Source organism: Chitinophaga pinensis, from assembly GCF_007896845.1.
GTDB lineage: Bacteria > Bacteroidota > Bacteroidia > Chitinophagales > Chitinophagaceae > Chitinophaga > Chitinophaga pinensis_C.
On record NZ_VOHS01000017.1, the window covers coordinates 57,907 to 83,248 of the forward strand.

Sequence of the window (25,342 nt, forward strand, 5' to 3'; positions counted from 1 at the left end):
TCACCTTTTTTAACAGGAATTATTTTTGTGCTGGCGGCACTGATCAGCAAACAGTTTCCACCTAAAAGATCAATCCCGTTTACGGATACCGTACCCGGAAATCAATGGAGAGTGATGAAAACTGGCAACTGGCTAACCAGTATTCCAATAGTGTGATGTTGAAAGCCGGTCTGGGGCTTATGCTGATTGGTGTTATACTATCGTTCTTTGCATTCAATCAGGCGGTAATGGGTGTATTGACAGGAGTATCTGCGCTTGCCGGCGGCATAGTGATCTTCTTTTTTACAGAAAAACAACTGAAATAATAAACAAATGCATTTATAATGAAGAAGGCGTCCACTAATAGCGGACGCCTTCTTTATTTTCAGCAGACCAGATGACTGATCCCATTGTATTTGTCAATTCATTAAAACCTGTTGTTCTTTCAGCAGTGCAATTAATTTTGCTGTTCTTTTTTCTCTCGCATCTTTACGAAGATGATAGACGGTATCATAATATTCCTCATCAGGATACACAAAATCAGCAGGCACACCAACAACGGGTATATGCATTTCTTTCACTATATCCGAATGGTATTGGGCTATAACAGGTTTATTTTTCTCGTAACAGGACGCTGCATAAGTAGGATATGTAAACATCAGTTTTACGTCCTTTGCTTTACAATATGCCGCAAACGCATTGATCTTTGCAATACCATCCCAATGCTGGTATTCCATCGCGTCTCCATCTTTTAATATTTCAAGTTTTTTCTCATTCAGATGTGCCACCATGTCTCCGTATTCATTAAATGAATAACGATTATAAACTGGTCTTTCATCTTTCTTTCCACGTGCTCTTTCCCTGAGGTATTTTATCAGATTTTCTTTATTGGATTTGATCCTTGACATTGTACCGTCAAGGTATTTATCCAATTGTTCTTCAAATGTCGGTATCGTGTACGATTCAGATGGCGCATAATAGTAAGCAGCTAACTCTTTCAGGACACTTCTTCCTTCACCGGCAAAATATTCTGGTACGAGCAGCACAACATCCCCTTTCCTTACAGTGGCTTTCAATTCTCCCAGTACGAAATCCAGACCAAGGCCCGCATGCAATGACATGTTCACTACTGGTAAGTGGAAGGAATCCTCTACAGATTTGCTATTTACACCAAATGCTACGTTTGATCCTCCGGCGAGCAACAATCGCGGACCGGAAATACTATCCAGCCTTTTATGCTTTTCCACGATACTGCCTATAAAGTTTTCCTTCTCAAATTCAGGTACTCTGGTGGCGCACCCTATAACTATAGCTAATAGCAGGGAGGAGAAAAATATTACTTTAATAAGAAATGTTCTCATGTTAAAATTGGAAGTATATGAATTGCTGATTTTTCTCGTGAAGAGCAATCATTGTAAGGATTAATAATAGATAAAAGCTCCATCTTGCAGGGGTCGGTATTCTGATGCCAATTTTTGCAATAGCATATGGCGATTCCCTTCCCAGCCATTCGATCACAAGGAAGATGGCAATGATAGCAAAAGTGGTTACAGGGAAAATATCCGGCTTATGGAATAATGTGGTACACATGCGCGAGATGTATCTAAACGCATGCGAAAGGTTATCAGCTCTGAAAAAGATCCATGCAAATACTACCTGTGCAAATGTGAAAATCATTGCAAATAACTCTCTGAATGTAGGCAGCATTCTTCCTTCTGCTACTATTTCCATATTACTCCTGTTTCTGTTTGACAGCAGCAGAGGCAGGAAATAAATTGCATTCAAACCTCCCCAGACAATAAACGTCCAGTTAGCACCATGCCAGAATCCACTTAACAGAAATATGATGAAAGTGTTTATTATCGCCCTGTTCCGGCCTTTACGGCTCCCCCCCAGAGGAATATATACATAGTCTTTAAACCAGGAAGACAAAGAGATATGCCATCTTCTCCAGAACTCGGCAATATCACGGGAGAAGTATGGATAAGAGAAATTCTTCAGTAACTCAAATCCGAATAAGCGGGCGGTACCCAGTGCGATATCAGAGTAACCCGAAAAGTCTCCATAGATCTGGAATGCGAATAAAACAGCACCAATGACAAGCGTACTACCATTCACTGTATCAGAAGATGCAAAAATCAGATTAGCAAATTTTGCACATCCGTCAGCCAGTACGATCTTTTTAAATAAACCCCACAAGATCTGCCTCAGACCGTCTACCGCCTTATTAAGCTCAAACTCTCTCGGCGCCTGCACCTGTGGTAACAGATGGGTAGCCCTTTCGATTGGTCCGGCCACCAGCAGTGGAAAGAAACTTACAAACAAGGCGTAATCAACAAAGTTTTTTGTAGGCGTTGTCCTGTCCTTATAGATATCGATGACATAAGACAATCCATGAAACGTATAAAATGATATACCAACGGGCAGAATAATTTTAAGCGTCCAGATATCAGGATGAAATCCTGCGCTGGTTAACAGTTCGGCAAAAGACTCTGCAAAGAAGTTATAATACTTAAAGAAAAACAGAAAGCCCAGGTTAATGGATATGCTGATAAATAACCATGTCTTCTTTTTCGCCGGAGTCGCTGCCTCATGTATCCTTATCCCTGTATAATAATCCAGCAGAATGGAGAAAGTGAGCAGAAATAAGAACCGGTAATCCCAGAGTCCGTAAAACAGGTAGCTTGCAAGCAGGAGCACTATATTTTGTATCCTGAAGTGGCGATTGGCAATAAACCAATACAGCATAAACACTATAGGCAGGAATAAGGCAAACCCGAAAGAGTTAAATAACATCTGATGTAATGTTCTTTATAAATGAAGGGGCAAAGATATATAATCCAGACAAATAACGCCTTTTTAACCCCGGGCGTCTGGGCCTAAAACACCTGATAATTAACATTATATACATATACAACATCCGATCTTTCTGCAAAAAAAAAGCAGCATCCGGATAGATGCTGCCTTATTACTATTGTATTTCCCCTGTCTATTTTTCTTTGATCTTCGCTTGTATATCTTCCCAGGAATAATAATGAAATACCTTTCCATTGCTCATGGCTACAAACATTCCCTTCGGGAATTTACTTCCCAGTGGAACAGCTGTTACTTCAGAACCATCGCTCTCCAGTGTGGATACCGGCGCTTCTCCGATCAGTTTATGTTCATTCGCTACACCATTCTCCCCTTCTCTTCTGTAGATCATAAATGAATTATTCTGCTGATTGGATACCAGTATATATCCTGTTGAGTCGGATGTCGGGTAAATGGAAATACCCTCATGATCAGAAACGAACCCTTCTTTGGCAAATAAGGCCAGTTCTTTATTATCCCATTTCGCCGGATCGGCCAGGTACTTACGTACACCCACCGTCTCATCAGAATAATAAACATACCCCAGCTTGTTATCTACCGCAATAGATTCTATTTCCTTTTTACCGCTGTATGTACCAAACTTCCTGACCAGACGGCCTTTTACCACACCATTTTCATCCACCAGCCGGTATTGCCAGAGGTATCCTTCAGCAGGACCACTCTTGCGGCCAACGATAGCGAAAATAGCAGCATCTTCCGGACGGGTATACATCGCTATCCCCATCGGAGCGCGTTCTTTTTCACCCTGAAACACCGGAATACCTCCACCATCAACAGGCGTCAGATCAGGCAGACGGAATATGCGGATCGTATTTGTTTCTCGTTCTGTCAGTACGGCAATATCTACCGGCTGACCATTTAATTTGAAGCCGTAAGCGATGTCCACATTGTTAGGGCGTTTTAAACCCAATACTTTGTTGACAATTTTTCCCTCAAGATCAAAGGCATATAATCCACCATCACTATTCTTGTCTGTGCCGATGATGAGGCTTTTCAATGTATCTGCTTTATTGATCCAGATGGCAGGATCGTCTGTATCATGGCCAGTTTCCTCTGTAACCACTGCTGGCTTGATACCATCCTGTCTGACAACAGTTTTTGTTGAATTCATCTGGCAGGCGCCAAATATTACGAGACCGCTTAGAGGCGCCAATATTTTTTTTAACATGTATCTTATCTATTTAAGGAAACAACAAACTACAAGTCGAACTTCACGCCGAAGTTGTATCTCGGACGATAGTATTCTGCCTGCATGGTCCTGGAAGAAATACCCTGATAGTAGCGCAGTGGCTGGTTGGTCAGGTTGTTTGCTTCACCGAATACTCTTAATGTCTTAGTCAGTTTGAAAGAAGCATTCAGGTCCAGAAAGAATTGTTTATCATAAAAACGATCGTCGAAATCATCACCACCCAGTTCATCGAGGTAAGAAGCGGTATAGTTACCGGACAGTCTTGCTGTGAAACGAGGGTTTTCGTAAGACAGGGATGCATTGAACATGTGAGGAGCAGTACCCGGTAAAGATACATTGTCACGTTTGTCGCCATCCGCATTATAGATACCGTCTGCTTTAGATTTGGTATAAGTGTAGTTTACATACACACCGAAACCCTTCAGGAAGCCCGGCAGGAAATCCAGCTGACGTTGTAATGCTACTTCAAAACCATATACTCTTACATTATCACCATTACGTGCCTGTTTGTACACCCATTCTTCACCTGCAGGGATTGGGTTGGTAGCTACGTCTTTGTAATCAGCTGCAAATTTCTCAGTGGTATAAGCATTATCTCTATAAGTGTAGATAAAGTCGCTGATGCTCTTATAGAACAGACCACCTGACAGGATACCTACTGATTTGAAATACTGTTCAGCCATCAGGTCAAAGTTCCATGCGTAAGCTGCTTTCAGGGATGGGTTACCTGCGCTCAGTTCTGCGTCATCCGCAACACTGCTTACATAAGGAGCAATATCATAGTAGTTGGGACGAGCGATAGAAGTTGTTGCTGCTGCACGTAATACGAGGTCACTGTTTACATTGTATTTGAATGTAACACCCGGCAGGACGTTGGTATAGCTATTAGTTACTTTACGTTGTCCTTCCAGATCTTCTTCTTCTGCAACCACATTACCTTCGTAATTGATGTGTGTATTTTCAACACGTACACCTGCGATTACAGACAGTTTGCTGGTCAGGTCCTGATCCCAGCGGATATAACCGGCAGAGATTCTTTCTTTTGCGTTGAAGTTTACCGCGAGGTATTCAGCAGGATTATCGTTCTTCTCAAATTTAGATGCGTCATCCAGACGTTGTGCACCGAGGAAGGTATTTACTACGAAAGTACCCGGTACATATTTTTCACCAGCCTGATAACCTTTACCGCTGATTTTGATGTTTGAAATCTCCGCGAGGTTACCGAATTCGGTAGTTGGCTCATATTCGAAGAAGTTATTAACTCTTTCTTTATCCTTCAGACGCAGGCGTGTACCTACACGCAGACGGCCTTTCTGACCCGGTACCACACTCAGAGGGAAACGCAGGTTCAGTTTGAATCCGTATTCGTTCTCTTTTGTAAAGTCGTGGTTTTCTGTCAGGGATTTGAATCCGAAATCTTCGTCTCTCAGGGATGGCGCAGTCGCCAGAGGGAAACGCGGATTGCTGACGTCCAGACTTACCGGACCGTCATCCGCGCGATATTCGATATAACGCTCATTAGGTCTGTCTTCGCTTGCTCTTGAATAGCTGGCTGACCAGTCCAGATCTACTTTGCTACCCAGCAGGTGTTCACCACGCACGGAATAGTTCTGTACACGCTGGTCTTCCAGACGGCGGCTTTTGTTACGACCGTTATCGATACCACCTTTGGTTTCGCGACGTACGGAACCAACATAACCGGTGATGGCGTCATTTGCATCATATTCAGGTTCGATATCAGTTAAACGCAGGCGGTAACGGTTTTCCCTGTCATCACGCCAGTTGTACATTGCAGAAGCGTAGATGGTGTTTTTGGCATTGATCTTATAATCTAATGCTGCGGATGCACTTCTACGGATACGTTGTACATTGTATTTACGTACTTCTGATTCGGAAACGAAGACATTACCGAAGTCATCTTTACTCCATGTAGCCTCCATATCATCGGAACCATAGTCATTATTATTATAAGAAGCACTTACTACAGCACCCAGTTTGTTATTGAAGAAACGGTTAGCGACTACCAGTCCGCCGGTATATAGCGCTTTACCACGGATAGGGTTTACGCCACCGGAAGCAGTTGCCGATACACGCAGGCCATTTGGAGCGGCACGGGTTACAAGGTTCACTGAACCACCGATTGCGTCAGCATCCATATCAGGCGTCAGTGTCTTATTTACTTCGATGGTCTGTACCATATCGGAAGGGATCAGGTCCATCTGTACACGGCGGTTGTCTCCTTCAGCAGAAGGGATACGGTCACCGTTCAGGGTAACTGAGTTCAGTTCAGGCGCCAGACCACGGATGATGATATTACGGGCTTCACCCTGATCATTCTGCATAGTAATACCGGGAATACGCTTGATCGCATCACCTACGTTTGCATCCGGGAAACGACCGATCTGGTCAGCAGATACGATATTGGTAATATTAGGATTGTTGCGCTGCTGGTTGAGGGCTTTCGCCTGACCACGGAGACGGTCTCCGATCACCAGTACTTCTTTACCGGCAATACCGCCGGCTTCGAGTTTCAGTTGCAGGTCTGTTGTTTTTCCGGAGGCAACAGTCACTTCCTGTGTGAATGTCTGATAACCGATATAGGTTACTTCCAGTGTATAGGTACCGGCAGGTACACCAAGGAATTCGAATTTACCCTGCTGGTTGGAAACAGTGTAATGATTACCCGGTTTTAATTTCAGTGTCGCACCAGGCAGGGATAAGTGCTGGTTCTTATCGACGATGTTACCGGTCACCAGGCCGGCTGTCTGTCCGAAGCATAAAATGCTCATCCAGGAGAAAAGAATGGTGAATAGAAATTTTTGCATATCGGTAGTGAGTTAATCCGTTTACTTCCGCAAAGGTGCATTTGAGCATTGCTGAAGCCAAATTAAGGGGGTATACAAAAAGGATACACCGTTACAAACCCCGTGAACAAGCAGGCAACAAGCGAAACAAAACACACGCAACTGAATGATTATCAATATACAGATACGTAACAAAATGTCAGTTAAGAAAATATTACCGCAACATTAAGGGAATGTTAACAGGTGGATATGCTACGGTTTCAGATGGTGTTGCGGACTGGGCCCGTTAAGTACATTATGTTACTGTAGTTGAGGGCTGGGGATTGGGGGGCTGATTGAGCTTTAGCTGGATGCAGGGGACGGGCTAAGGTCCGCTTTACCATCTGAAAGCCTCCGCTGTGTTACTGGGTTGCTTTGGACTTTTAGGGGAAATGCGTAAAGTGAGTGATTAACGACTTTTGGGGGATTATGCTGCGGTTTCAGATGGTGGCGCGGACTGGGGCCCGTTAAGTGCATGGATGTTACTGTCGTTGAGGGCTGGGGATTGGGGGGCTGATTGAGCTTTAGCTGGATGCAGGGGACGAGCTAAGGTCCGCTTTACCATCTGAAAGCCTCCGCTGTGTTACTGGGTTGCTTTGGACTTTTAGGGGAAATGCGTAAAGTGAGTGATTAACGACTTTTGGGGGAGATTGATTTGGGAAGTCCGACGCGGTTTAAGAGCTTTTTGGCAATATTGGCTTTCTTTTCAAAAAAGGGATGTCCCTCGAAGGATGGTAATGTAGGATCTACGGTGATCAATGGCTTGATACCGATATGATTAAAATCCGCTTTTCTTGATTTATTTGCCATATACACAAAGATAATTCATTTTAAGCTTTCACTAAGCCACAACCTAACTCACTAATAATCAATAATATTATTACTTTTTGCGTTCACCTAAGAATGCCTGATAATTTATACCTCGCTTGAAGGGAGCCCATTGATCATCTTCCATTAAACCATAGACTTTAAATAAAGGTTCTATCCGTTCCCAGTACTTGTTTAAATTCATTTGATATAATCTTGTGCGAGCGTTACTAGTTCCTTGAATAACAATAAGAGAATCAGGAAATACATTCGTAAAATCATAGATGATTGCTCCTACGGTCCCCATGATTATATCAACGTCTTTGTTATCACTTACGACAGTGTCTGATATATCTCCACTTTCTATATCAAAATCTCCAAAACCAAAATTATAAACCTGTTTTCCAATAAGATTAAATTTCGCAATCTTTTGTATTGCGCCCTGGGGACCATTACTTATAAAATGGTAAGCCATAAAACTTGTGTCACTTGTGTAATGGTATTTATCCAGACCAAACATAGATCGCAATATACGAGCAAAACCCTTCTTAATAATTAAATAACAACATTTTACGCATATACAAAACAACCCAATCAAAATGACAAATAATGTTGCATCACGATACCTGTATATAAAGAGGCTTTAAATAATAGTCATTCTACGTTAGTGCTACGTTTTAAACGTAGCACTAACGTAGAACGACTATTATCAGACTATACTAAAGCGATGCTATCTTATTATTATTAACCAGACAACAATAATTCCCCCTGAGAGAAGGAATAGTGCATTATCAAAATTGACCATATCAAATATTCAATTGACACAGTCAGGCATAATGGCTTATAAACTCTGGATAAATGCGGTGAGGCTTTCTCCCTGCTGCAAATTTAACTTCTTTCGCAGCCGATATCTTACCACCCGCAAACTATCCGTAGAAATACCTAATAAGGTCGCAATATCTCCGGATTCCATATTCATTTTCAGCAAGGCTACCAGTCGGAGGTCGTTTGAGGTCAGTGTATCACAGTAACGTTTCAGGTTATCAAAAAACGCCTGATGTACCTGTTCGAAGATATTCCTGAAGTCTACCCAATATTGATCATGATTGAAGCTATGATTGATCTGGGAGAGCAATTGTTTGAGTTGTTTTTTCTGATCGCGCTTGTCTTCTTTGACCATTTCGTCCAGACGCACGCGCAGTTCTTCCAGCAATTGATTCTTCTGAATAAGGTGCAGGGTATGTGTGGTCAATTCGCGGGAGCGGACTTCCAGTTCTTCCTTCAGTTTACCTTCCTGTAGCTGTTTGTTCTGCAGGGCGGCTTCCATCAGTTCTTTCTCTGTTTCGAAGATCTGCCGGTGTTGCATGCGCAGTATCTGTTCGTTACGGATCTTCAGGCGTTGACGGCTGATGATCAGCAATCCAAGGGCAACGAGTAATAATACAACGAGCACGATGGCAACGGTCATGATGCGGTTGGTTTTCCGGGCGTTCTGTAAGCGCTCTATTTCATTATTCTTTTTTTCAATATCATAAACAGACTGCAACAGGGCTACCTGTTTACTGTTTTCGTCTGAGTAGGTTTCCAGCAGGTATTGGCGACTCAATTCCAGATAATAGAATGCGCTGTCATTGGTCCCTGCCAGATGATGCGCTTTGGCCAGATCGCGGTAGGCGCCACTGAGCTGACGTTGTTCATGTAATTCCAGTGCGAGTACAAGGGCACGGCGCGTCTGATAAAGTGCTTCAGGATAATGACCTGTTTTGCGGGATACATCGCCGAGGTTGTTTAATATTTCTATACGGGCCAGTTTATCGCCGGCGGCCATATTCAGGTCAAGTGCTTTTTTAAAATACAAGGCGGCGGAGTCATAAACGGCCTGATCCTCGTAAATACTGCCAATGTTCTCATAGATCTTGGACATTCCCTTTTTATCATCTGCCAGCAGATAGGTGGAGAGGGCATGCCGTTGATAGAGAAAGGCGCTGTCATAATCCTGTTCTTTCTCATAGAGGTGACCGATCATACCATAGGTGAGGGCGACACCGGCGTTATCATGTATGGAACGATAGATATCAAGTGCCTGTTCATAGTTTTCACGAGAGCGTTCAGGCTGCTTATTATAATAATACAATACACCGATCTCGTTAAGATTGCCAGCCAGTTGTTGGGAGGCGTTTGCTTTACGATAGATGCTGATAGCCTGCAGATGGTAATCCAAAGCTTGTGGGAAATGCCCGAGGTGGAAGCAGACCTGTCCCATCTGGGATAGACAGTTAGCGGCTGCCAGCTGATCTTTCTTTTCTATGGCCCGGTTATAGGCGTTTTTCAGTTCCAGAAAGCTGGAATCAGGTTTAATCTGTTCATAATCATCACCATCGAACTGTTGCAGTTTTGACAGCTTTTCATTTTGTGCAGGCAGCTCAACGGACAATAGTCCGCCTAAAATCAACAGTAGAAAGAAACGCATCGCAAACATAATCAGCAGATAAAGCGCAAAGAAACAGCATGAATGTTATCTTATTGTTAAGCGGGCAAGTCTTCTGTTGTATTCCGGATAGAATCTGACGACGCCACTTCTGACAGCTGTGGTTCCCCTATTGGCATCACTTCTTGTTATGAGCAATAACCTATGGTTATCCCACCCTATATAACTCACTCATTTACAACACACAACTGAATTATCGCTTTTTCACCCGACGAGCATAGTCTACCAAACAAGTAGATTGATTTATATTTGCGAATCAATTCATAGCTTTAAGGTGTGTAAACAACAACAAAATGGCAGACGAGATACAAGCTTTTAATGATTACCGCGCCAAAATGAACGAGGTAATCCTGGGAAAACAGAATAAGGTCATTAACCGTTTATTTAACCTTGATACAAATACTTACGCTGAGGGTGCGTTGAGCACCAAGGTGAAGGAAATGCTGGGATTGGTTTCGTCAATGGTGCTCCGCTGCGATGACTGTATCAAATATCACCTGGGAAAATGCCACGAACAGGGCATTACTACAGAAGAAATGTATGAGATCTTTGCCGTAGCTAACATTGTTGGCGGTACTATAGTGATACCACACACCAGAAGAGCGGCCGAATACTGGGAAGCGTTACAGCAACAGGAACAGGCATAAATTAAAGGGGGAAGGAGAAGTATTCCTTTTTGCGTAAACCGCGAAGAGTAACAATTCGTAACTTTGCCCACCGTTTTTTTCTTTTTCTTTAAAACATTCAGATGTCAACAGCTACTATAGCTCCGCAGACGTTAACGGCGAAGGATTTTGCAACGGACCAGGAAGTACGCTGGTGCCCAGGTTGTGGAGACTACTCTATATTAAAACAAGTACAGACTATTATGCCCGGTCTGGGCATTCCGAAGGAGAATATTGTGATTGTATCCGGTATCGGTTGCTCTTCACGTTTTCCTTATTATATGAACACTTACGGTATGCACTCCATCCATGGTCGTGCTACTGCTATCGCTTCCGGCCTGAAAGCTGTACGCCCTGAACTGAGCGTTTGGGTAGTAACCGGTGATGGTGACGGTCTCTCCATCGGGGGTAACCATACCATCCACCTGCTGCGCCGTAACTTCGATATCAACGTAATGTTGTTCAATAACCAGATCTATGGTTTGACGAAAGGCCAGTACTCTCCTACCTCAGAAGAGAACAAAGTGACGAAATCCACTCCTTTCGGCAGTATTGACCATCCGTTCAATCCGCTGGCGCTGGCATTGGGAGCTGATGCTACCTTTATTGCCCGCAGTATGGACCGTGATCCGAAACACCTGCAGGAAATGCTGAAACGCAGCCATGCTCATAAAGGTGCTTCCTTCCTTGAGATCTATCAGAACTGTAACATCTTCAATGATGGTGCATTCGAGGTATTTACAGAAAAAGGCAGCAAGCTTGAAGAAACCCTTATGGTGGAACAAGGTCAACCGTTGATCTTTGGTGCACAGAAGAATAAGGGTATCCGTCTGGATGGTTTAAAACCTGTTGTAGTGGAACTGGGTGGCGAATACAGCGCTGAAGACCTCTGGATCCATGATGAGAAAGATTTTTATAAAGCACAGATCCTTACCCGCATGTTCGACGATCCTCGTATAGAAGGTCACCTGCCACGTCCTTTTGGCGTGTTCTATCAGGCCTTCCGTCCTACTTACGAAGATCAGCTGAACTTCCAGACAGAAGACGCACTGGCTAAAAAAGGCCCTGGCGATCTGGACAAGTTACTGGCAGGTAGAGAAACCTGGACTATCAAATAGGTTAATTACCACCACCAATAAAAAAGAAAAAGCCATTCGTTATGAATGGCTTTTCTTTTTATATACATGTCTTTGTATTAGTGTCCTGTGATTGCTGCCGGATCAAACAGCACTTTGTATAATAATATCACACCAAACACAATCAGGCTCACCCCGGCTATCCTGTTCAGCCATACCACATTGCTTAAAGTCAGCTTATGCCTGATCTTATCAGCTACGAAGACTTTCAGTACATCGGTGGATAATACCCATGCCAGACAGGTCAGGTACATCACTACGCGATGCCCTACAGTAGTAGAGCTGTTGGCCACACATACTCCCAACCAGAAGATGATCACACCCGGGTTCAGCGTATTCATCAGGAACCCTGCCAGCCATATTTTCAGATAATCGTGTGTGCGGAACATCTCAGGACGTTCGTCTCCTGTACTGATAGTGACCTTTTTGAAAAACAGGCCGTAGATACCCATGCATACCAGAAGGATACCTCCGATAATGCCGATATATTGTTTGTATTCTTCAAGACCGGTAATGAAAGACGTAGCCAGATTGCCCGTCAGTACAAAAAAGATATCACTGAATGACACTCCCAAAGCGAAGCTGACCCCTGCCTTAAAACCGTTGTTGATACTATACTTTATAATGGCAAAGATGACAGGACCTACCGATATTGATAGAAAGAGGCCCAACACCATGCCCGCTGCCAGTGCTGCTATCATGCGCTACAAAATTCCGTTGCCGTTACTCTTACGGCTATCCTTAGTAATAAAAAAGGGTAACTTTAATTGCTGAAAGTTACCCATCTTTTTATTAATAAAATCGTTAAAATTCTTAAACTGACTTCACGCTTAGGAACTGTTCCCAGTCTTTCAGCTTGTCGCCTTTCAGTACACGTGGGAATTTATTCATCGCACCTTCCTTGCCTTTCGCTCTCATATAGTCGATGAATACTTCATTCGGCAATACTTCTACGAACAGCTCTTTCAGGGCGGAAGTTCTTTCCACTGCGTAGTCATCGTTCACTTCACTGAGTGTCTGATCGATGATCTCACGTACACGGTTACTGTCTACATTCACATCATCTGTACCGATGTACCAGCGATGTGCAAACAATCCATCATACGGGAAACCTGCTACGGTGAATTCTCTGATGGTAATACCCATCTTCTTCTGCACCATATCGATCGCTTTGTTCATGTTGTCGATACTCATGTGTTCTCCGCAAAGGCTGAGGAACTGTTTGGTACGGCCCACGATCACGATCTCATGTTCTTTTACCGAGGTGAACTTCACCACATCACCGATGAGGTAACGCCATGCACCTGCACAGGTAGACAGCATTACTGCATACTCCACATCTTCCACTACTTCATGGATCATATAAGCCTTCGGATTGGGCTTTACCTCGCCATCAGCAGTAAAGTTTTCTTCATTGAAAGGAATAAACTCGTAGAAGATACCGGTATTCAGTACCAGCTTGATACCTCTTACACCCGGTCTGGCCTGAAAACCGAAGGAACCTTCGGAAGCCATATAGGTTTCGATGAAGTTGATCGGCTTACCCAGTAATTTCTGGAAGCTGTCACGATAAGGCTCAAAAGATACCCCACCATGAATATATACAGCCAGGTTCGGCCATATCTCGTGAATGTTTTTTACACCGTGATACTTGATGATCTCGGCTAATACGATCTGCACCCATGCCGGTACGCCACATACCGTTCCTACGTCCCATTGTTTCGCCTTACGAACGATCAGCTTGATACGCTGCTCCCAGTTCGGCTTCCTCGATATGTTACCTCCCGGTTTATAGAAACGTCTGAACCAGCGCGGAATGTTCTTCGCCTGTATACCGCTCATGTCACCTTCGTAGTAGTCACCTTTCTCATAAAGGGCGGTAGTACCACCCAGCATCAGGATTCCCTTAGTAAAGGACTTGGGAGGAATATTGAAGTTAGCCATGGAGTACAGCTGCTTTACGCCCACTTTCTTGACGTTTTTCAGCATATCCTTAGTAACTGGAATATGTTTACTTGCCGACTCCGATGTACCAGAGCTCAGAGCAAAGTATTTGATTTTTTCAGGCCAGCTTACGTTTGCCTGTCCTTCCAGACACTTATGCCACCACTCAGCGTGCATCTTGTTATAGTTATGCACCGGTATGGCAGAACGGTACTGAGCCGTAATATTTGGACTGTTCAGGATTTCCTGGAATTTGTAATGCTGTCCAAACTGCGTGTCCTTCGCCTTCCCCAGCAATCTCCTTAATACCTGTAGCTGATATTGGCGGGGTGTCCCTAACTTAAATGTGAATTTCTTCCTGATGCGCAGTGACCTGGATATAAGATTACCTAAAATGGCCATTTAATTTTCCTTCTCATTTATTAGCTGCAAAAATACGCCGATTTTAGATTGCGACGGCCGGAATTTGAATCAGTGGCATTTGACCACTGCCAATCTTACACAAACATATTAACAAAAACGATATGGTTAGAAAAAAAATTCCCGCGTACCTTTGCCCCATGTTAAAAGCTACCCTACTCAAAGCAACAAAAGCCGGCGGAGATGTTCTACAGCAATACTTTAACGGCTCTTTTGAGGTAACCAGCAAAAGTTCAGTGAATGACCTCGTTACCGAAGCCGATAAGAATGCAGAAACGGCGATATTCAGTGTGATCAGGGAAAACTTTCCCCAGCACTTTATCCTGAGCGAAGAATCCGGAGAGCTTGTCTCTGACTCCAATGTCAAATGGATCATTGACCCGCTGGATGGTACGGTCAATTTTGCGCATGGCATTCCCATCTGTTGCGTATCTATCGGTGTAGAACAGGATGGTGAAATGATTCTGGGTGCTGTATATAATCCATTCCTGAATGAGTTCTTCTTTGCAGAAAAAGGACAGGGCGCTTACCTGAATGATAAACGCATCCGGGTATCAACAAAAACAGAAATGAACAAAGCCTGCATGGTAACTGGTTTCCCGTATACCTGGGGTGAATATACTCATAGCCCGATCGAAGTGTTTGAGTACTTCGTAAAGCAAGGTCAGCCGGTACGCCGCCTCGGTTCTGCTGCTATTGACCTTTGTTGGGTAGCTACCGGTCGCTTTGATGGTTATTATGAACACAGTCTGAACGCATGGGATGCCGCTGCCGGTTTCCTGATGGTGGAAGAAGCTGGTGGTAAGGTAACTGACTTCAAAGGCAACCGCTACTCTCCATACCAGCGTACACTGATTGCCACCAATGGCCTTATCCACGAGCCGTTGGTAGATATCGTTAACGGTAAATACTAATCTTCATACACCATGAGTGACGAAAGAACAGAGATTAACTCCCTCGGGGAGTTCGGATTAATAGAACTCCTTACAAAAAATATCGAAATTCAACAGGCAAGCACCATCCTCGGAGTAGGCGATGATGCGGCTGTCATTGATCATTTCGGACGACAGACAGTTATTTCCACTGACATGCTCGTAGAAGGCATTCACTTTGACCTGATGTATACACCACTTAAACACCTGGGGTATAAATCTGTTGTGGTGAATCTTTCTGACATCTATGCAATGAATGCAACTCCTACACAAATCACTGTGAGTATTGCATTCAGTAACCGTTTCTCTGTAGATGCGCTGAGCGAATTCTACGAAGGCGTTTATGCAGCCTGCGAGAAATATGGCGTAGATCTGATCGGCGGCGATACATCCTCCTCCCAGAAAGGCTTTATTATCAGCATTACAGCTATCGGTGAAGTAGCTCCTGACAAATTTGTAAAACGATCCACCGCACAGAAAGGCGATCTGCTTTGTGTATCCGGCGATCTGGGTGCCGCATTCCTCGGTCTGACCATACTTGAAAGAGAGAAGAAAATCTATCTGGAAAGTCCGCAGTTACAACCTGATCTGGAAAACCAGAGCTATGTGATCGGCCGCCTTCTCAAGCCGGAAGCCCGCCGTGATATTATCAGTTTCCTCGAAGAACAGGATATTCACCCTACTTCTATGATGGATGTAAGTGATGGACTGAGCTCTGAAATCCTGCATATCTGCAAACAAAGCAATCTTGGTGTAAAACTGTATGAGGATAAAATTCCTATTGCCAACGAAACAAAGGAACTGGCACTGAAATTCAGTCTGGACCCTACAGCGGCAGCATTGAGCGGTGGAGAAGATTACGAACTGCTCTTCACCATCAAACAGGAAGACCACGATAAGATCGTGCTGTCAGAACAGATCAGTGTTATCGGTTATATGGATGATATCAGCGAAGGCGCGCATATCCTGACAAAAGGTGGCAACAAATTCAAACTTGTTTCTCAGGGATGGAATGCCTTTCAGCAATAAATTTATACGCCATCATACAAAAGGCGTCCTGTGACAGGACGCCTTTTGTCTTTAATATCTGAATAGCGGGATATACTATTTACACCCGACTGATGCTTCATTTAATTGACCTCTACGATGACCGTCTGGCTATTATGCGTTGGCGGCAATATTCCTGAGAATACACAGAATTTCAGATGATAAGTTCCCGGTTCATCAGGCATAATTACTTCCATACGTATCAAACGTCTTTCGATCGCCCGGCTGACAGCGAGGTCTGATTTCACACCACTCTGTGCTTCAAGAAACGCATAACCGACTACGGCCTCATTGGCTTTGTCAACCGGTACCGGTCCGTTATACCCATTCTTCAAATGCAGGATAAAAGGCATCCGCTCTCCCCTTTTCACCTTCACTTTTTTCATAGCAGTTTCCAGTGTGATCAGGGAATAAGAGTAGTATGGATCCGCGCTATAGGCATTCCATGGTCCTTTTACAGTAGTGAAGCTTTCTGAATAGGGCAGTTTGTTGTCAGGGGTGAATGTGATCATTGCGGGCTTGCCCCACAGCTGTTTTTCTGTATCCCAGTAGTTGTACTGATTACGGCGGTTGTAACGGTTATTGACTACATATGCCAGTTCACCGCTATAGAACATATACTTGGAAGGCCATTGATAACTGTTGATGAATACTACCGGTCTGCCGGCAGCATGTTTTTTCATCTCTTCTGCCCATGGCTTATTATGATGGATCTCGGGACGGATCGTTACTCCCGGTATGAAATCCCACACCATATATACCCTTGTCACCATCACCAAAAAAAGCGTAATAATAGCGAGGTATGGCAGTATACGTAATGACCATTTCAGGAAGCGTTTTCTGCGTACCGCCTGATGAGCCAGTATCATGGCAGGCGTGAACAACATCACCGTCCAGTTGGTCTCTACCCTGCCTTTGAAAGTGCTGAGCAGGAAAAATGCCAATACGCCGATCACACTGAATTTGAGTGCTCTTTCAAAAGCGCTCTGTATCGGACATACAAATGCATAATACAGCACGAGCCATCCGGCTACAGGACCAAACAACATGATCTGTCCGAGTACATACTCTATGGTGTAATTGATACTATAACTGCTGGCATTGCGTTCTACGAGGTGGTATTGCAATGACGGAAAGTTATGTGCATACTGCCAGTAGAGATGCGGTATGAAAAGGATGGTCGTAACGATGCAGGCTACATAGAATTTAAATACGCGCAGCAGGTTCAGGTTGGAGATCAGAGTAAAGCCAACGATCAGAATACCGTGGTATTTACTGTAGAACATCAACGCCATACTCAGGGCCAGCAGCATTGTATTCTTCCAGCTCTGTTGTTCCAGAAAATTGCTATATACCAGAAAGAAGAGAGAAGTAAAAAAGATCAGAGGAATATCAGGTACTGCCAGTATACCACCCAGCTGCATGGCTCCCATGAGGCAAAGCAGCAGATAAAACAGTTTGTTATCCCTGCGGGGTATCAGTTTATCTGTTATGATCAGTATAAACAGGTTGAGTATGACCATACCTAAACGCACGCCAAACTCATTATGGAACAAGCCATATCCCATTTTGATCAGCAAAGCTACCATCGGCGGATGATCGAAGTAGCCCCAGTCCAGATGACGGGAATAGACCCAATAGTAGGCCTCGTCATCCATCAGCTCTGTAAATCCTGCCTGAAACAGGGCCAGTAGCAGCCATATCAGGAGGAAAAGATTCTTGTACTGGTTCTTCTTAAAATATTCTGCGATGGCCATGCGTATTACAGGTTGAAACCGCTAAGATAACCCAATTAACTGTTTGAACTCCCAGTTCGTGTCCAGCACGACCATGGCGGAGGTATATCCCGGCGCTATTTTACCCAGTTCATTTGCACGTCCTGCTACCGTAGCCGGATACAGGGAAGCCATACGTAATGCCTCTTCCGGTAATATACAGGCAGCCTTGATACAGTTCAACACTCCCTTATGCATGGTCAATCTGGAACCAGCCAGTACGCCCTGAGCGTTATTATAGCGATCTGTTTCTTCTACGTAGATATAGTCCCCTTCACTGGCCGCCACAACAGCATCTGTGATCAGGAAGAGTCTTTCTCCCATGATCTTTTTACTAACCCGCAAGGCGGCAAAATCCACGTGTATACCGTCGGGTACGATACTGGCATGTACGCTGGGGTGATCATAAATCGCTCCGACCAGACCCGGTGCCCGGTGCTGGAAAGGTGACATTGCGTTGAATAGGTGTGTAGTGGTTGTAATACCGTTTTCGAATGACTGGTAGGCGGTGGTATAATCGGCGTTGCTATGACCTGCGGATATCAGTATTCCGGCATCCTGCAGTCTTTTGATCAGATCAGCGTCTACGCATTCGGGCGCCAGTGTCATCATTTTAATGATGCCTTCACCTTGTTTCAGCAACTCGTCTATATCAGCTGTTGACGGGCGCCTGATATATTGCGGAAGGTGTGCGCCTTTCTTTTCGGCATTGATGAATGGTCCTTCCAGATGCAGCCCTAATACTCCCTGTCCGCCTTCCTGCCAATATTGGCGTACGGCTTCTATGGATTTGCTGATCACTTCGGAAGAATGTGTGGGAATGGTAGGCATGAAAAACGCTGCACCACCAGACTGGCAATACTCATAAGTGGCCTTTAAGGTGGCAACATCAGGTGTTAGCGGGAACAGCTTTCCGTTACCTCCATAAATCTGGAGATCAATAAATGCGGGGGCCAGAATATCGCCTTTCAGGTCGGTTAATTCCGCGTCTTCAGGTACCTGCGCCTGTGGCAGTACATGCTGAATGCGGCCATTTTCTGTGAGTACGGCATAGCCGTCAAGCCATAAGTCTCCTGTAAAGATCCGGGTGTTAATGTAAGCCCTAAGCATTGACTATGTTTTAATTATCTATAGATAACAGTCATAGTCAATACCGTTTGGCATGCTTATGACTGTCGGTTACGCTTCATATAATTCCAGAGGTAAGCCGTCAGGGTCGGTAAAAAAGGTAAACCGTCTGCCGGTGTAGGGATCAATACGTACAGGCTCGGGAGTTACATTATAAGTTGTAAGATGTGCTATTGCCTTTTCCAGGTTATCTACAGCGAAGGCCAGGTGCCTTAATCCTGCTGCTTCCGGTCCGCTGACTCTTTGCGGCGGATCGGGAAATGAAAACAATTCAATCACATAATACCCGTTCAACGCCAGGTCCAGCTTGTACGACCGGCGTTCCAGCCGGTATACTTCGCGGATGATCCTGAGACCGAGTACTTCTGTATAAAAACGCTTGCTCTTTTCGTAATCGGAGCAAATGATTGCTATATGGTGTAGACCTTTTAACATTAAAAAACCTGGAATTTATCTGCATCCTTCAGGAAAGGAAATTTACTTCTCACCTCTTCCAGGCGGGAGCGTTCAAGTGTAGTGGTAAAGACGTCTTCCTCATGTGATTTCCTGTAGATGATTTCACCCAGAGGATCGATCAGGCTGGAATCACCGCTGTGATAGATGTCATTACCATCGTTACCTACCCTGTTCACACCGATCGCATAACATTGATTTTCAATGGCACGTGCGTGAATTAATGTTTTCCATGGTGTGCTTCTGCGTTCAGGCCAGTTAGCCACGTTGATCAGCACATCATATGCAGGTTCGCCGGTTTCAGGAGTAATTGCATTCCTTGACCACACCGGGAAACGCAGGTCATAACATACTGTCAGACATACTTTCCATCCTTTTACGGAGGCGATCAGGCGTTTATCACCCGCCTGATAGTGTTCATGCTCACCACCGAAACCAAACAGGTGACGTTTATTGTAAGTGCCATAAACACCGTTAGGCTGCATCCAGATCAGGCGGTTCCAATACTGGCCATCTTCTTCGATGATCAGACTTCCGGTCAGAATAATATTCTTTTCGGCTGCCTTCTGCTTCATCCACTGTACTGCAGAACCGTCCATTTTTTGTGCCAGTCTTTCAGGAGCCATACTAAAGCCTGTGCTGAACATTTCCGGCAGCACTACTACTTCGGTTCTTTCCTTGATTGAATCGATCTTTTCATCGAACATGCGAAGATTCGCTTCAATATTTTCCCAGTGCAGGTTAGGCTGTATCAGCGTTACTTTCAGATCTGACATTGTTGGTCAATTAGGAATTAAAAATTGGGCATTAAGAGTGCTTGGTAATGTGCATTAAAAAGATGCAGGGGTTTTCCATGCATCATGCTGACCTATTAACCCTTAATTGCAAATTATGATTTGCAAATTACGATGACTTCGTTTAAAAAGTATGAAAATTATACACCGGCTAATCCCCTCCTTTTGCGATTTGTTCAACGGCGTCCTGTATAAACTCGGGTTCGTACCCTTTTTGCAGGAGATATTGGATCGTTTTATACTTCCTTTTAAGATATTGTTCTCCCTTCAGGGATGCATATTTCTTTTCGGCGAGGGTATAAAGGGTCTTATCATAATCTTCCGCATCGATCTCATCCATGCCTTTTTTTATGCAATACGCCGATACCTGACGCTGTTTCAGTTCCATCTGTATCTTCTTGCGTCCCCATTGTTTCAGGCGAAATTTACCACCTGCAAACGCTTTGGCAAAGCGTTCCTCATTCAGGAAGTTATCGGCAATCAGGGCGGCGATTGCCTCATCCACCTCTTCGCCTCTTAATCCGAGTTCAAAACATTTGCTTTTCACCTCGCTGTGGCAACGTTCCTGGTAGGCACAGTAGTGACGCAGTTTCAGTATTGCGGAAGCTATCATTCTGTATAAAGAAAAACTGCAAGAGACGGGTTATCCCCTTCTCTTGCAGTCAGTTATAGTGCAGTTATTTTTTTACGATCATCAGGCGCGCGTAGTTCAGCATGATCTTCTTTTCGCCACCTGCCTTCGGGAAGTTTACTGTAGCTACCCGATTGTTCATAGGGCCGTCCATCGTGGTAATGGTACCGAAACCGAACTTCTGGTGTTCTACTTCCATTCCGGCTTCCATAGTAGCCGGGTCGTCCGGTGCGAAGTTAGGAGAAGGGACGTGCGTACTTGGGGCTGCCGTCTGCATAGGTCTTGGTGCCGGACGCGGACCAGCTGGTTGCTGGCCGGATGACGGCGTTTTCTTCTGCATGCGGTCGAACATATTGCCACCACCGCTGTTACCCCACAGACCGCCACCGTTGTTGATCGGACTACGGTTTACGCCACTGCCACCGGCATAGCTGCGGTCAATGTATTTTTCCGGCATTTCTTCGAGGAAACGGCTGGATTCATTATTTACCAGTTGACCGAAACGATAACGGCTGTTAGCATATGTCAGGAACAGACGGGACTTGGCGCGTGTGATCACTACATAGAACAGGCGGCGTTCTTCTTCCAGTTCTTCCCTTGAATTGATGGAAAGGCCACTTGGGAAGAGGTTTTCTTCCAGTCCTACGGAGAATACTACCGGAAATTCCAGTCCTTTTGCGGCGTGGATAGTCATCAGTTTCACTACATCGCTGTCTGCATCATCGCCTTTATCGGCGTCTGTCAGCAGTGTGATCTGTTGCAGATAGCTACCGAGGGATTTTTCAGCTTCCAGCAGTTCACCGTCTTCTGTGGGCGTTTCGGTGAATTCTTTGATGGAGTTCAGTAATTCCTGTATGTTCTCGTAACGGGCGAGGCCTTCTGTTGTTTTATCGTTGAACAGTTCCTTTACGATATTGGTAGACTTACCAACCTGTAAAGCAATGTCATAAGCATTGTGTTTACCCAGCATTGCCTGGAAACTACGGATCATGATCACAAAGCCTTCAATGGCTTCGAGGGTACCGCTCTTAAATCCGAACTCGCGCGCTCTTTCCAGTACATTCCAGAAAGTGATATTCTGGTCGTTGGCGATTACGGTGCATTTATCAACAGTGGTTTTACCGATACCGCGTACAGGGTAGTTGATAATACGTTTCAGACTTTCTTCTTCCTGTGGATTGGTTACAATGCGCAGGTAGGCGATGAAGTCTTTGATCTCTTTACGCTGGTAGAAGGACAGGCCACCGAAGATGCGGTAAGGAATCGCTTTACGGCGCAGGTTTTCTTCAAATGCGCGGCTTTGTGCGTTCGTACGGTAGAGGATGGCGAAGTCTCTGTTGGCGTAGTGGTTACGCAATTTTTGTTCTGCGATGGTATCTGCGACGAACTTACCTTCCTCATTATCTGTCATAGTACGCACCAGCTTGATCTTTTCACCGTCTGCATTATCTGTCCAGAGGTTCTTTTCGATCTGTCCTTTGTTATTGGCAATAACTTCGTTGGCTACGTTCAGGATGGACTTGGTAGAGCGGTAGTTCTGTTCCAGTTTTACCACTTTTGCATCGTCGTAGTCTTTTTCAAACTGGAGGATGTTCTGGATGGTAGCACCACGGAAGGAATAGATACTTTGTGCATCGTCGCCTACCACGCAGATATTTTCGTGGGCGGCACCGAGCAGTTTGATGATCTCGTACTGAGCCGGGTTGGTATCCTGGTACTCATCGATCATGATATATTTGAACTTGTGCTGGTATTTGTGCAGTACTTCAGGGAAGCTTTTCAGCAGCTGGTACATTTTGAAGAGCAGGTCATCAAAGTCCATGGCGCCGTTTTTAAAACAGCGTTTCGCGTACATATCGTACAGCTTACCTGTCATCGGCCTGTTGGCGCGCATATCTTCCTGCTGTACGGCATAGTCATGCTGATACTCTTCAGGCCCCATAAGGCTGTTTTTAGCCGCGGAAATGCGGTTATATACCAAATTAGGCTTGTAGTGCTTATCATCCAGATTCTGCTCGTTTATGATGGTTTTAAGCACACTTTTCGCGTCGTCAGAATCGTAGATTGTAAAATCGTTGGGGTAACCGAGCCGGTGTGCTTCTGCGCGGAGCAGTCGGGCAAACACGGAGTGGAAGGTACCAATGTAGAGGTTACGTGCTTCTGTACCGCCAAGGATCTTTTCCACACGTTCCTTCATTTCACGGGCTGCCTTATTTGTAAATGTCAGCGAAAGGATATTAAACGCGTCTACCCCGTTACGCATCAGGTGTGCGATACGGGTGGTCAACACTTTCGTTTTACCGGAGCCTGCGCCTGCAACGATCATTAATGGACCATTAATGTGTGCTACTGCCAGACGCTGTTGCTCGTTCAGTTCATCTAAATAATTTGCCTTCATTCTCTTTATAAAAATCCCTGATCTGCATCAGGAAATGATGTTTGAATATTTAAAAGGGAAGGCATAAAAGTACGAAAGAATGAAGAAAGGGAGAAAAGGAAATCCCTCTCCCCCTTTTTCAAAAGGGGTTATTAATATCTTGCTATACGGGACTTCAACATTTTACGCGCGAAATGGATCCGGCTTTTAACGGTACCCAAAGGCTCATTCAGCATGGCAGCTATTTCGTAATATTTATATCCTTCAAAATAAAGCATGAAAGGTTGTTTAAATATCACGGGCAGATTATATACTGCCATATGAACATCTTTTATACGCAGGTTGGTTTCTGCTGCATTGCCGATGCTGGGTTGCTGTTGGTGTAATAAGAATTCTCCTGCGGAATTGTCGAGCAGGCGGAACTGCCTGTTACCACGACGGTAGTTGTTGATAAAGATATTACGCATAATGGTATACAACCATGCTCTGATATTTGTACCGGCGAGGTACTTATCACGGTTGGCCAGTGCGCGGAAAAGCGTTTCCTGATAAAGGTCTTTCGCTGATTCTGAATCTTTCGTTAAGGTAACTGCATACGGTCTGAGAAAATCCGCATTTCCCAGTAACAACGTATTGAAATCTGAGGATGACATAATGGTGATCGTTTAAGCATCTGAAATAATTGTTGATTCAGCTGATAAACCTGCTTTAAGGGAAACAGTCGTTTATGTAAATGTTGATTATCATATGTAAGGGTATTAGTTACTTAAAATGGTTATGTTAGTTAGTCAGTTAGTCTTGTACGTAGAATGAACATTCGAATGATACTGGGGGAATCAAATCTTAAAGGCTGCTTTCTCAAACGGAAGTACACATACACATTTCTCTTTTTGGATATTACAAAGACAATTACTTTTCACGATCGCCATCGGACATACTTCGCTCCTGACTTTTCTGAAAAGCCCTGACGATTCCACCTTATTATGTGAGGTGTTTCCATGATTGTACTTTTTGGTTAAGCGTACTGGGGTACTGTTTGTAACTTTTCTTAAGGTCCTTTAACTTGTTTGTTTTCTTAACTTTCTCGACGATTGTTTTCTATCCCGATTGTTTAGTATCTGACGGTTAAACGCGCAATTAGTGTTCTCTTAGTTTTTCTATTTCTTTGGGTACATCAAATACTTAAACACACACACATCTGAATATGCTAAATACAATACGAACTAACATTCAACTGACTGACTCTTAACACAATTTAACGAAAGCAATTGTATTTACCAAAAAAACAAGGTGGTATAACATATAAATAATAAACGCTGATTATCACCGGCTTAAACCGGGAAAATCAGCGTTTGATATTATACACTCTGAGTGGTATAAAAAACTATAAACAGGCGATCTTTCTCACCCTGTTTTCATGACGGCCACCTTCAAACGGTGTATCAATGAATACATCTACCATTTGCTTAGCAACAGCATCATCTACAAATCTGGCCGGAATACAAAGTACATTGGCGTTATTGTGAGAACGCGCCAGACGTGATAACTCTTCGCCCCAACAGATAGCTGCGCGTATACCCTGATGTTTATTAGCCGTAATGGCTACGCCATTACCACTACCACATACCAGTATACCGAACGCGGCCTGCTCACGTTCAACCAGTGTTGCGACAGGATGCGCAAAGTCAGGATAATCAGCCGAGTCTTTTGAATGTGCACCTACGTCTTTTACCTTCAGACCTTTTCCTTCCAGATAAGAAATAATCTCCTCTTTATATTCAAATCCCGCATGATCAGAGCCAATGGCTACCGGCAGCGTAAGATTAAATAGTGGTTGTGATGCCATAAAACAAAAATTTA

The 25,342-nt window shown here is 44.3% G+C and carries 22 protein-coding genes; 5 read left to right on the forward strand and 17 right to left on the reverse strand.

Features of this window, described 5'->3' with window-relative positions:
- The first annotated feature begins 68 nt into the window (after positions 1-68).
- Positions 69-305 (forward strand): SdpI family protein, encoded by a 237-nt coding sequence (locus FEF09_RS17350; protein ID WP_261387566.1) that lies wholly within the window; start codon positions 69-71, stop codon positions 303-305.
- Positions 306-398: 93 nt separating this feature from the next.
- On the opposite strand, the gene FEF09_RS17355 is transcribed toward FEF09_RS17350, so the two are convergent.
- The 7 genes from FEF09_RS17355 to FEF09_RS17385 form a co-directional block, all read right to left on the reverse strand.
- Positions 399-1,340: a hypothetical protein gene (locus FEF09_RS17355; RefSeq protein ID WP_146306287.1), complete on the reverse strand. Its 942-nt coding sequence runs from the start codon at positions 1,338-1,340 to the stop codon at positions 399-401.
- A 1-nt stretch (position 1,341) separates the two neighbouring features.
- Positions 1,342-2,775, reverse strand: a complete 1,434-nt coding sequence (locus FEF09_RS17360; protein ID WP_146306288.1) for an MBOAT family O-acyltransferase — start codon at positions 2,773-2,775, stop codon at positions 1,342-1,344.
- Between the two features lie 193 nt (positions 2,776-2,968).
- The gene (locus tag FEF09_RS17365; RefSeq protein WP_261387557.1) at positions 2,969-3,964 is read right to left on the reverse strand and encodes a phytase; all 996 of its coding nucleotides are present in this window, start codon (positions 3,962-3,964) and stop codon (positions 2,969-2,971) included.
- Positions 3,965-4,050: 86 nt separating this feature from the next.
- Positions 4,051-6,867: a TonB-dependent receptor gene (locus tag FEF09_RS17370; RefSeq protein WP_146306290.1), complete on the reverse strand. Its 2,817-nt coding sequence runs from the start codon at positions 6,865-6,867 to the stop codon at positions 4,051-4,053.
- A 648-nt stretch (positions 6,868-7,515) separates the two neighbouring features.
- Positions 7,516-7,695 carry a hypothetical protein gene (locus FEF09_RS17375; protein ID WP_146306291.1) on the reverse strand — a complete coding sequence of 60 codons (180 nt, stop codon included), beginning with the start codon at positions 7,693-7,695 and terminating at the stop codon, positions 7,516-7,518.
- Between the two features lie 70 nt (positions 7,696-7,765).
- The gene (locus FEF09_RS17380; protein WP_146306292.1) at positions 7,766-8,212 is read right to left on the reverse strand and encodes a DUF6934 family protein; all 447 of its coding nucleotides are present in this window, start codon (positions 8,210-8,212) and stop codon (positions 7,766-7,768) included.
- A gap of 321 nt (positions 8,213-8,533) precedes the next feature.
- Positions 8,534-10,162, reverse strand: a complete 1,629-nt coding sequence (locus tag FEF09_RS17385; protein WP_261387558.1) for a tetratricopeptide repeat protein — start codon at positions 10,160-10,162, stop codon at positions 8,534-8,536.
- Positions 10,163-10,473: 311 nt separating this feature from the next.
- Here FEF09_RS17385 and FEF09_RS17390 point away from each other — a divergent pair, with 311 nt between their 5' ends.
- Positions 10,474-10,827, forward strand: a complete 354-nt coding sequence (locus tag FEF09_RS17390; RefSeq protein WP_012788706.1) for a carboxymuconolactone decarboxylase family protein — start codon at positions 10,474-10,476, stop codon at positions 10,825-10,827.
- A gap of 101 nt (positions 10,828-10,928) precedes the next feature.
- Entirely contained in the window at positions 10,929-11,963 is a 1,035-nt protein-coding gene (locus FEF09_RS17395; protein WP_146306294.1) for a 2-oxoacid:ferredoxin oxidoreductase subunit beta, read from the forward strand.
- 77 nt (positions 11,964-12,040) lie between these two features.
- Here the strand turns inward: FEF09_RS17395 and FEF09_RS17400 are convergent, their stop codons facing one another.
- Positions 12,041-12,682, reverse strand: coding sequence for a LysE family translocator (locus FEF09_RS17400; protein ID WP_146306295.1), 642 nt, complete (start codon positions 12,680-12,682; stop codon positions 12,041-12,043).
- A gap of 112 nt (positions 12,683-12,794) precedes the next feature.
- Entirely contained in the window at positions 12,795-14,327 is a 1,533-nt protein-coding gene (locus tag FEF09_RS17405; protein WP_146306296.1) for a GH3 auxin-responsive promoter family protein, read from the reverse strand.
- Between the two features lie 158 nt (positions 14,328-14,485).
- Between FEF09_RS17405 and FEF09_RS17410 the strand changes: the two genes are divergently transcribed.
- Together FEF09_RS17410 and thiL are read left to right on the forward strand one after the other, a co-directional pair.
- Positions 14,486-15,259: an inositol monophosphatase family protein gene (locus FEF09_RS17410; RefSeq protein WP_186774391.1), complete on the forward strand. Its 774-nt coding sequence runs from the start codon at positions 14,486-14,488 to the stop codon at positions 15,257-15,259.
- A gap of 12 nt (positions 15,260-15,271) precedes the next feature.
- Entirely contained in the window at positions 15,272-16,306 is a 1,035-nt protein-coding gene (gene thiL / locus FEF09_RS17415; protein WP_012788701.1) for a thiamine-phosphate kinase, read from the forward strand.
- Positions 16,307-16,407: 101 nt separating this feature from the next.
- Here the strand turns inward: thiL and FEF09_RS17420 are convergent, their stop codons facing one another.
- The 8 genes from FEF09_RS17420 to rpiB form a co-directional block, all read right to left on the reverse strand.
- Positions 16,408-18,081: an ArnT family glycosyltransferase gene (locus tag FEF09_RS17420; protein WP_146306298.1), complete on the reverse strand. Its 1,674-nt coding sequence runs from the start codon at positions 18,079-18,081 to the stop codon at positions 16,408-16,410.
- A 21-nt stretch (positions 18,082-18,102) separates the two neighbouring features.
- On the reverse strand, positions 18,103-19,209 hold the full coding sequence (nagA, locus tag FEF09_RS17425; protein ID WP_146306299.1) for an N-acetylglucosamine-6-phosphate deacetylase: 1,107 nt from the start codon (positions 19,207-19,209) through the stop codon (positions 18,103-18,105).
- A 69-nt stretch (positions 19,210-19,278) separates the two neighbouring features.
- Positions 19,279-19,662 carry a VOC family protein gene (locus FEF09_RS17430; protein ID WP_146306300.1) on the reverse strand — a complete coding sequence of 128 codons (384 nt, stop codon included), beginning with the start codon at positions 19,660-19,662 and terminating at the stop codon, positions 19,279-19,281.
- Complete coding sequence (locus FEF09_RS17435) at positions 19,662-20,456, reverse strand: amidohydrolase (RefSeq protein WP_146306301.1); 795 nt, start codon at positions 20,454-20,456, stop codon at positions 19,662-19,664. Before FEF09_RS17435 ends, FEF09_RS17430 begins: the two co-directional genes overlap by 1 nt.
- Before the next feature lie 169 nt (positions 20,457-20,625).
- Positions 20,626-21,087, reverse strand: coding sequence for a regulatory protein RecX (locus FEF09_RS17440; protein WP_146306302.1), 462 nt, complete (start codon positions 21,085-21,087; stop codon positions 20,626-20,628).
- A 64-nt stretch (positions 21,088-21,151) separates the two neighbouring features.
- Positions 21,152-23,503 carry an ATP-dependent helicase gene (locus tag FEF09_RS17445; protein ID WP_146306303.1) on the reverse strand — a complete coding sequence of 784 codons (2,352 nt, stop codon included), beginning with the start codon at positions 23,501-23,503 and terminating at the stop codon, positions 21,152-21,154.
- Positions 23,504-23,634: 131 nt separating this feature from the next.
- A complete protein-coding gene (locus FEF09_RS17450) occupies positions 23,635-24,135 on the reverse strand; it encodes an RNA polymerase sigma factor (protein WP_012788694.1) in 501 nt (166 codons plus the stop codon).
- A 731-nt stretch (positions 24,136-24,866) separates the two neighbouring features.
- Entirely contained in the window at positions 24,867-25,328 is a 462-nt protein-coding gene (rpiB, locus tag FEF09_RS17455; RefSeq protein ID WP_146306304.1) for a ribose 5-phosphate isomerase B, read from the reverse strand.
- Between the last annotated feature and the right edge of the window lie 14 nt (positions 25,329-25,342).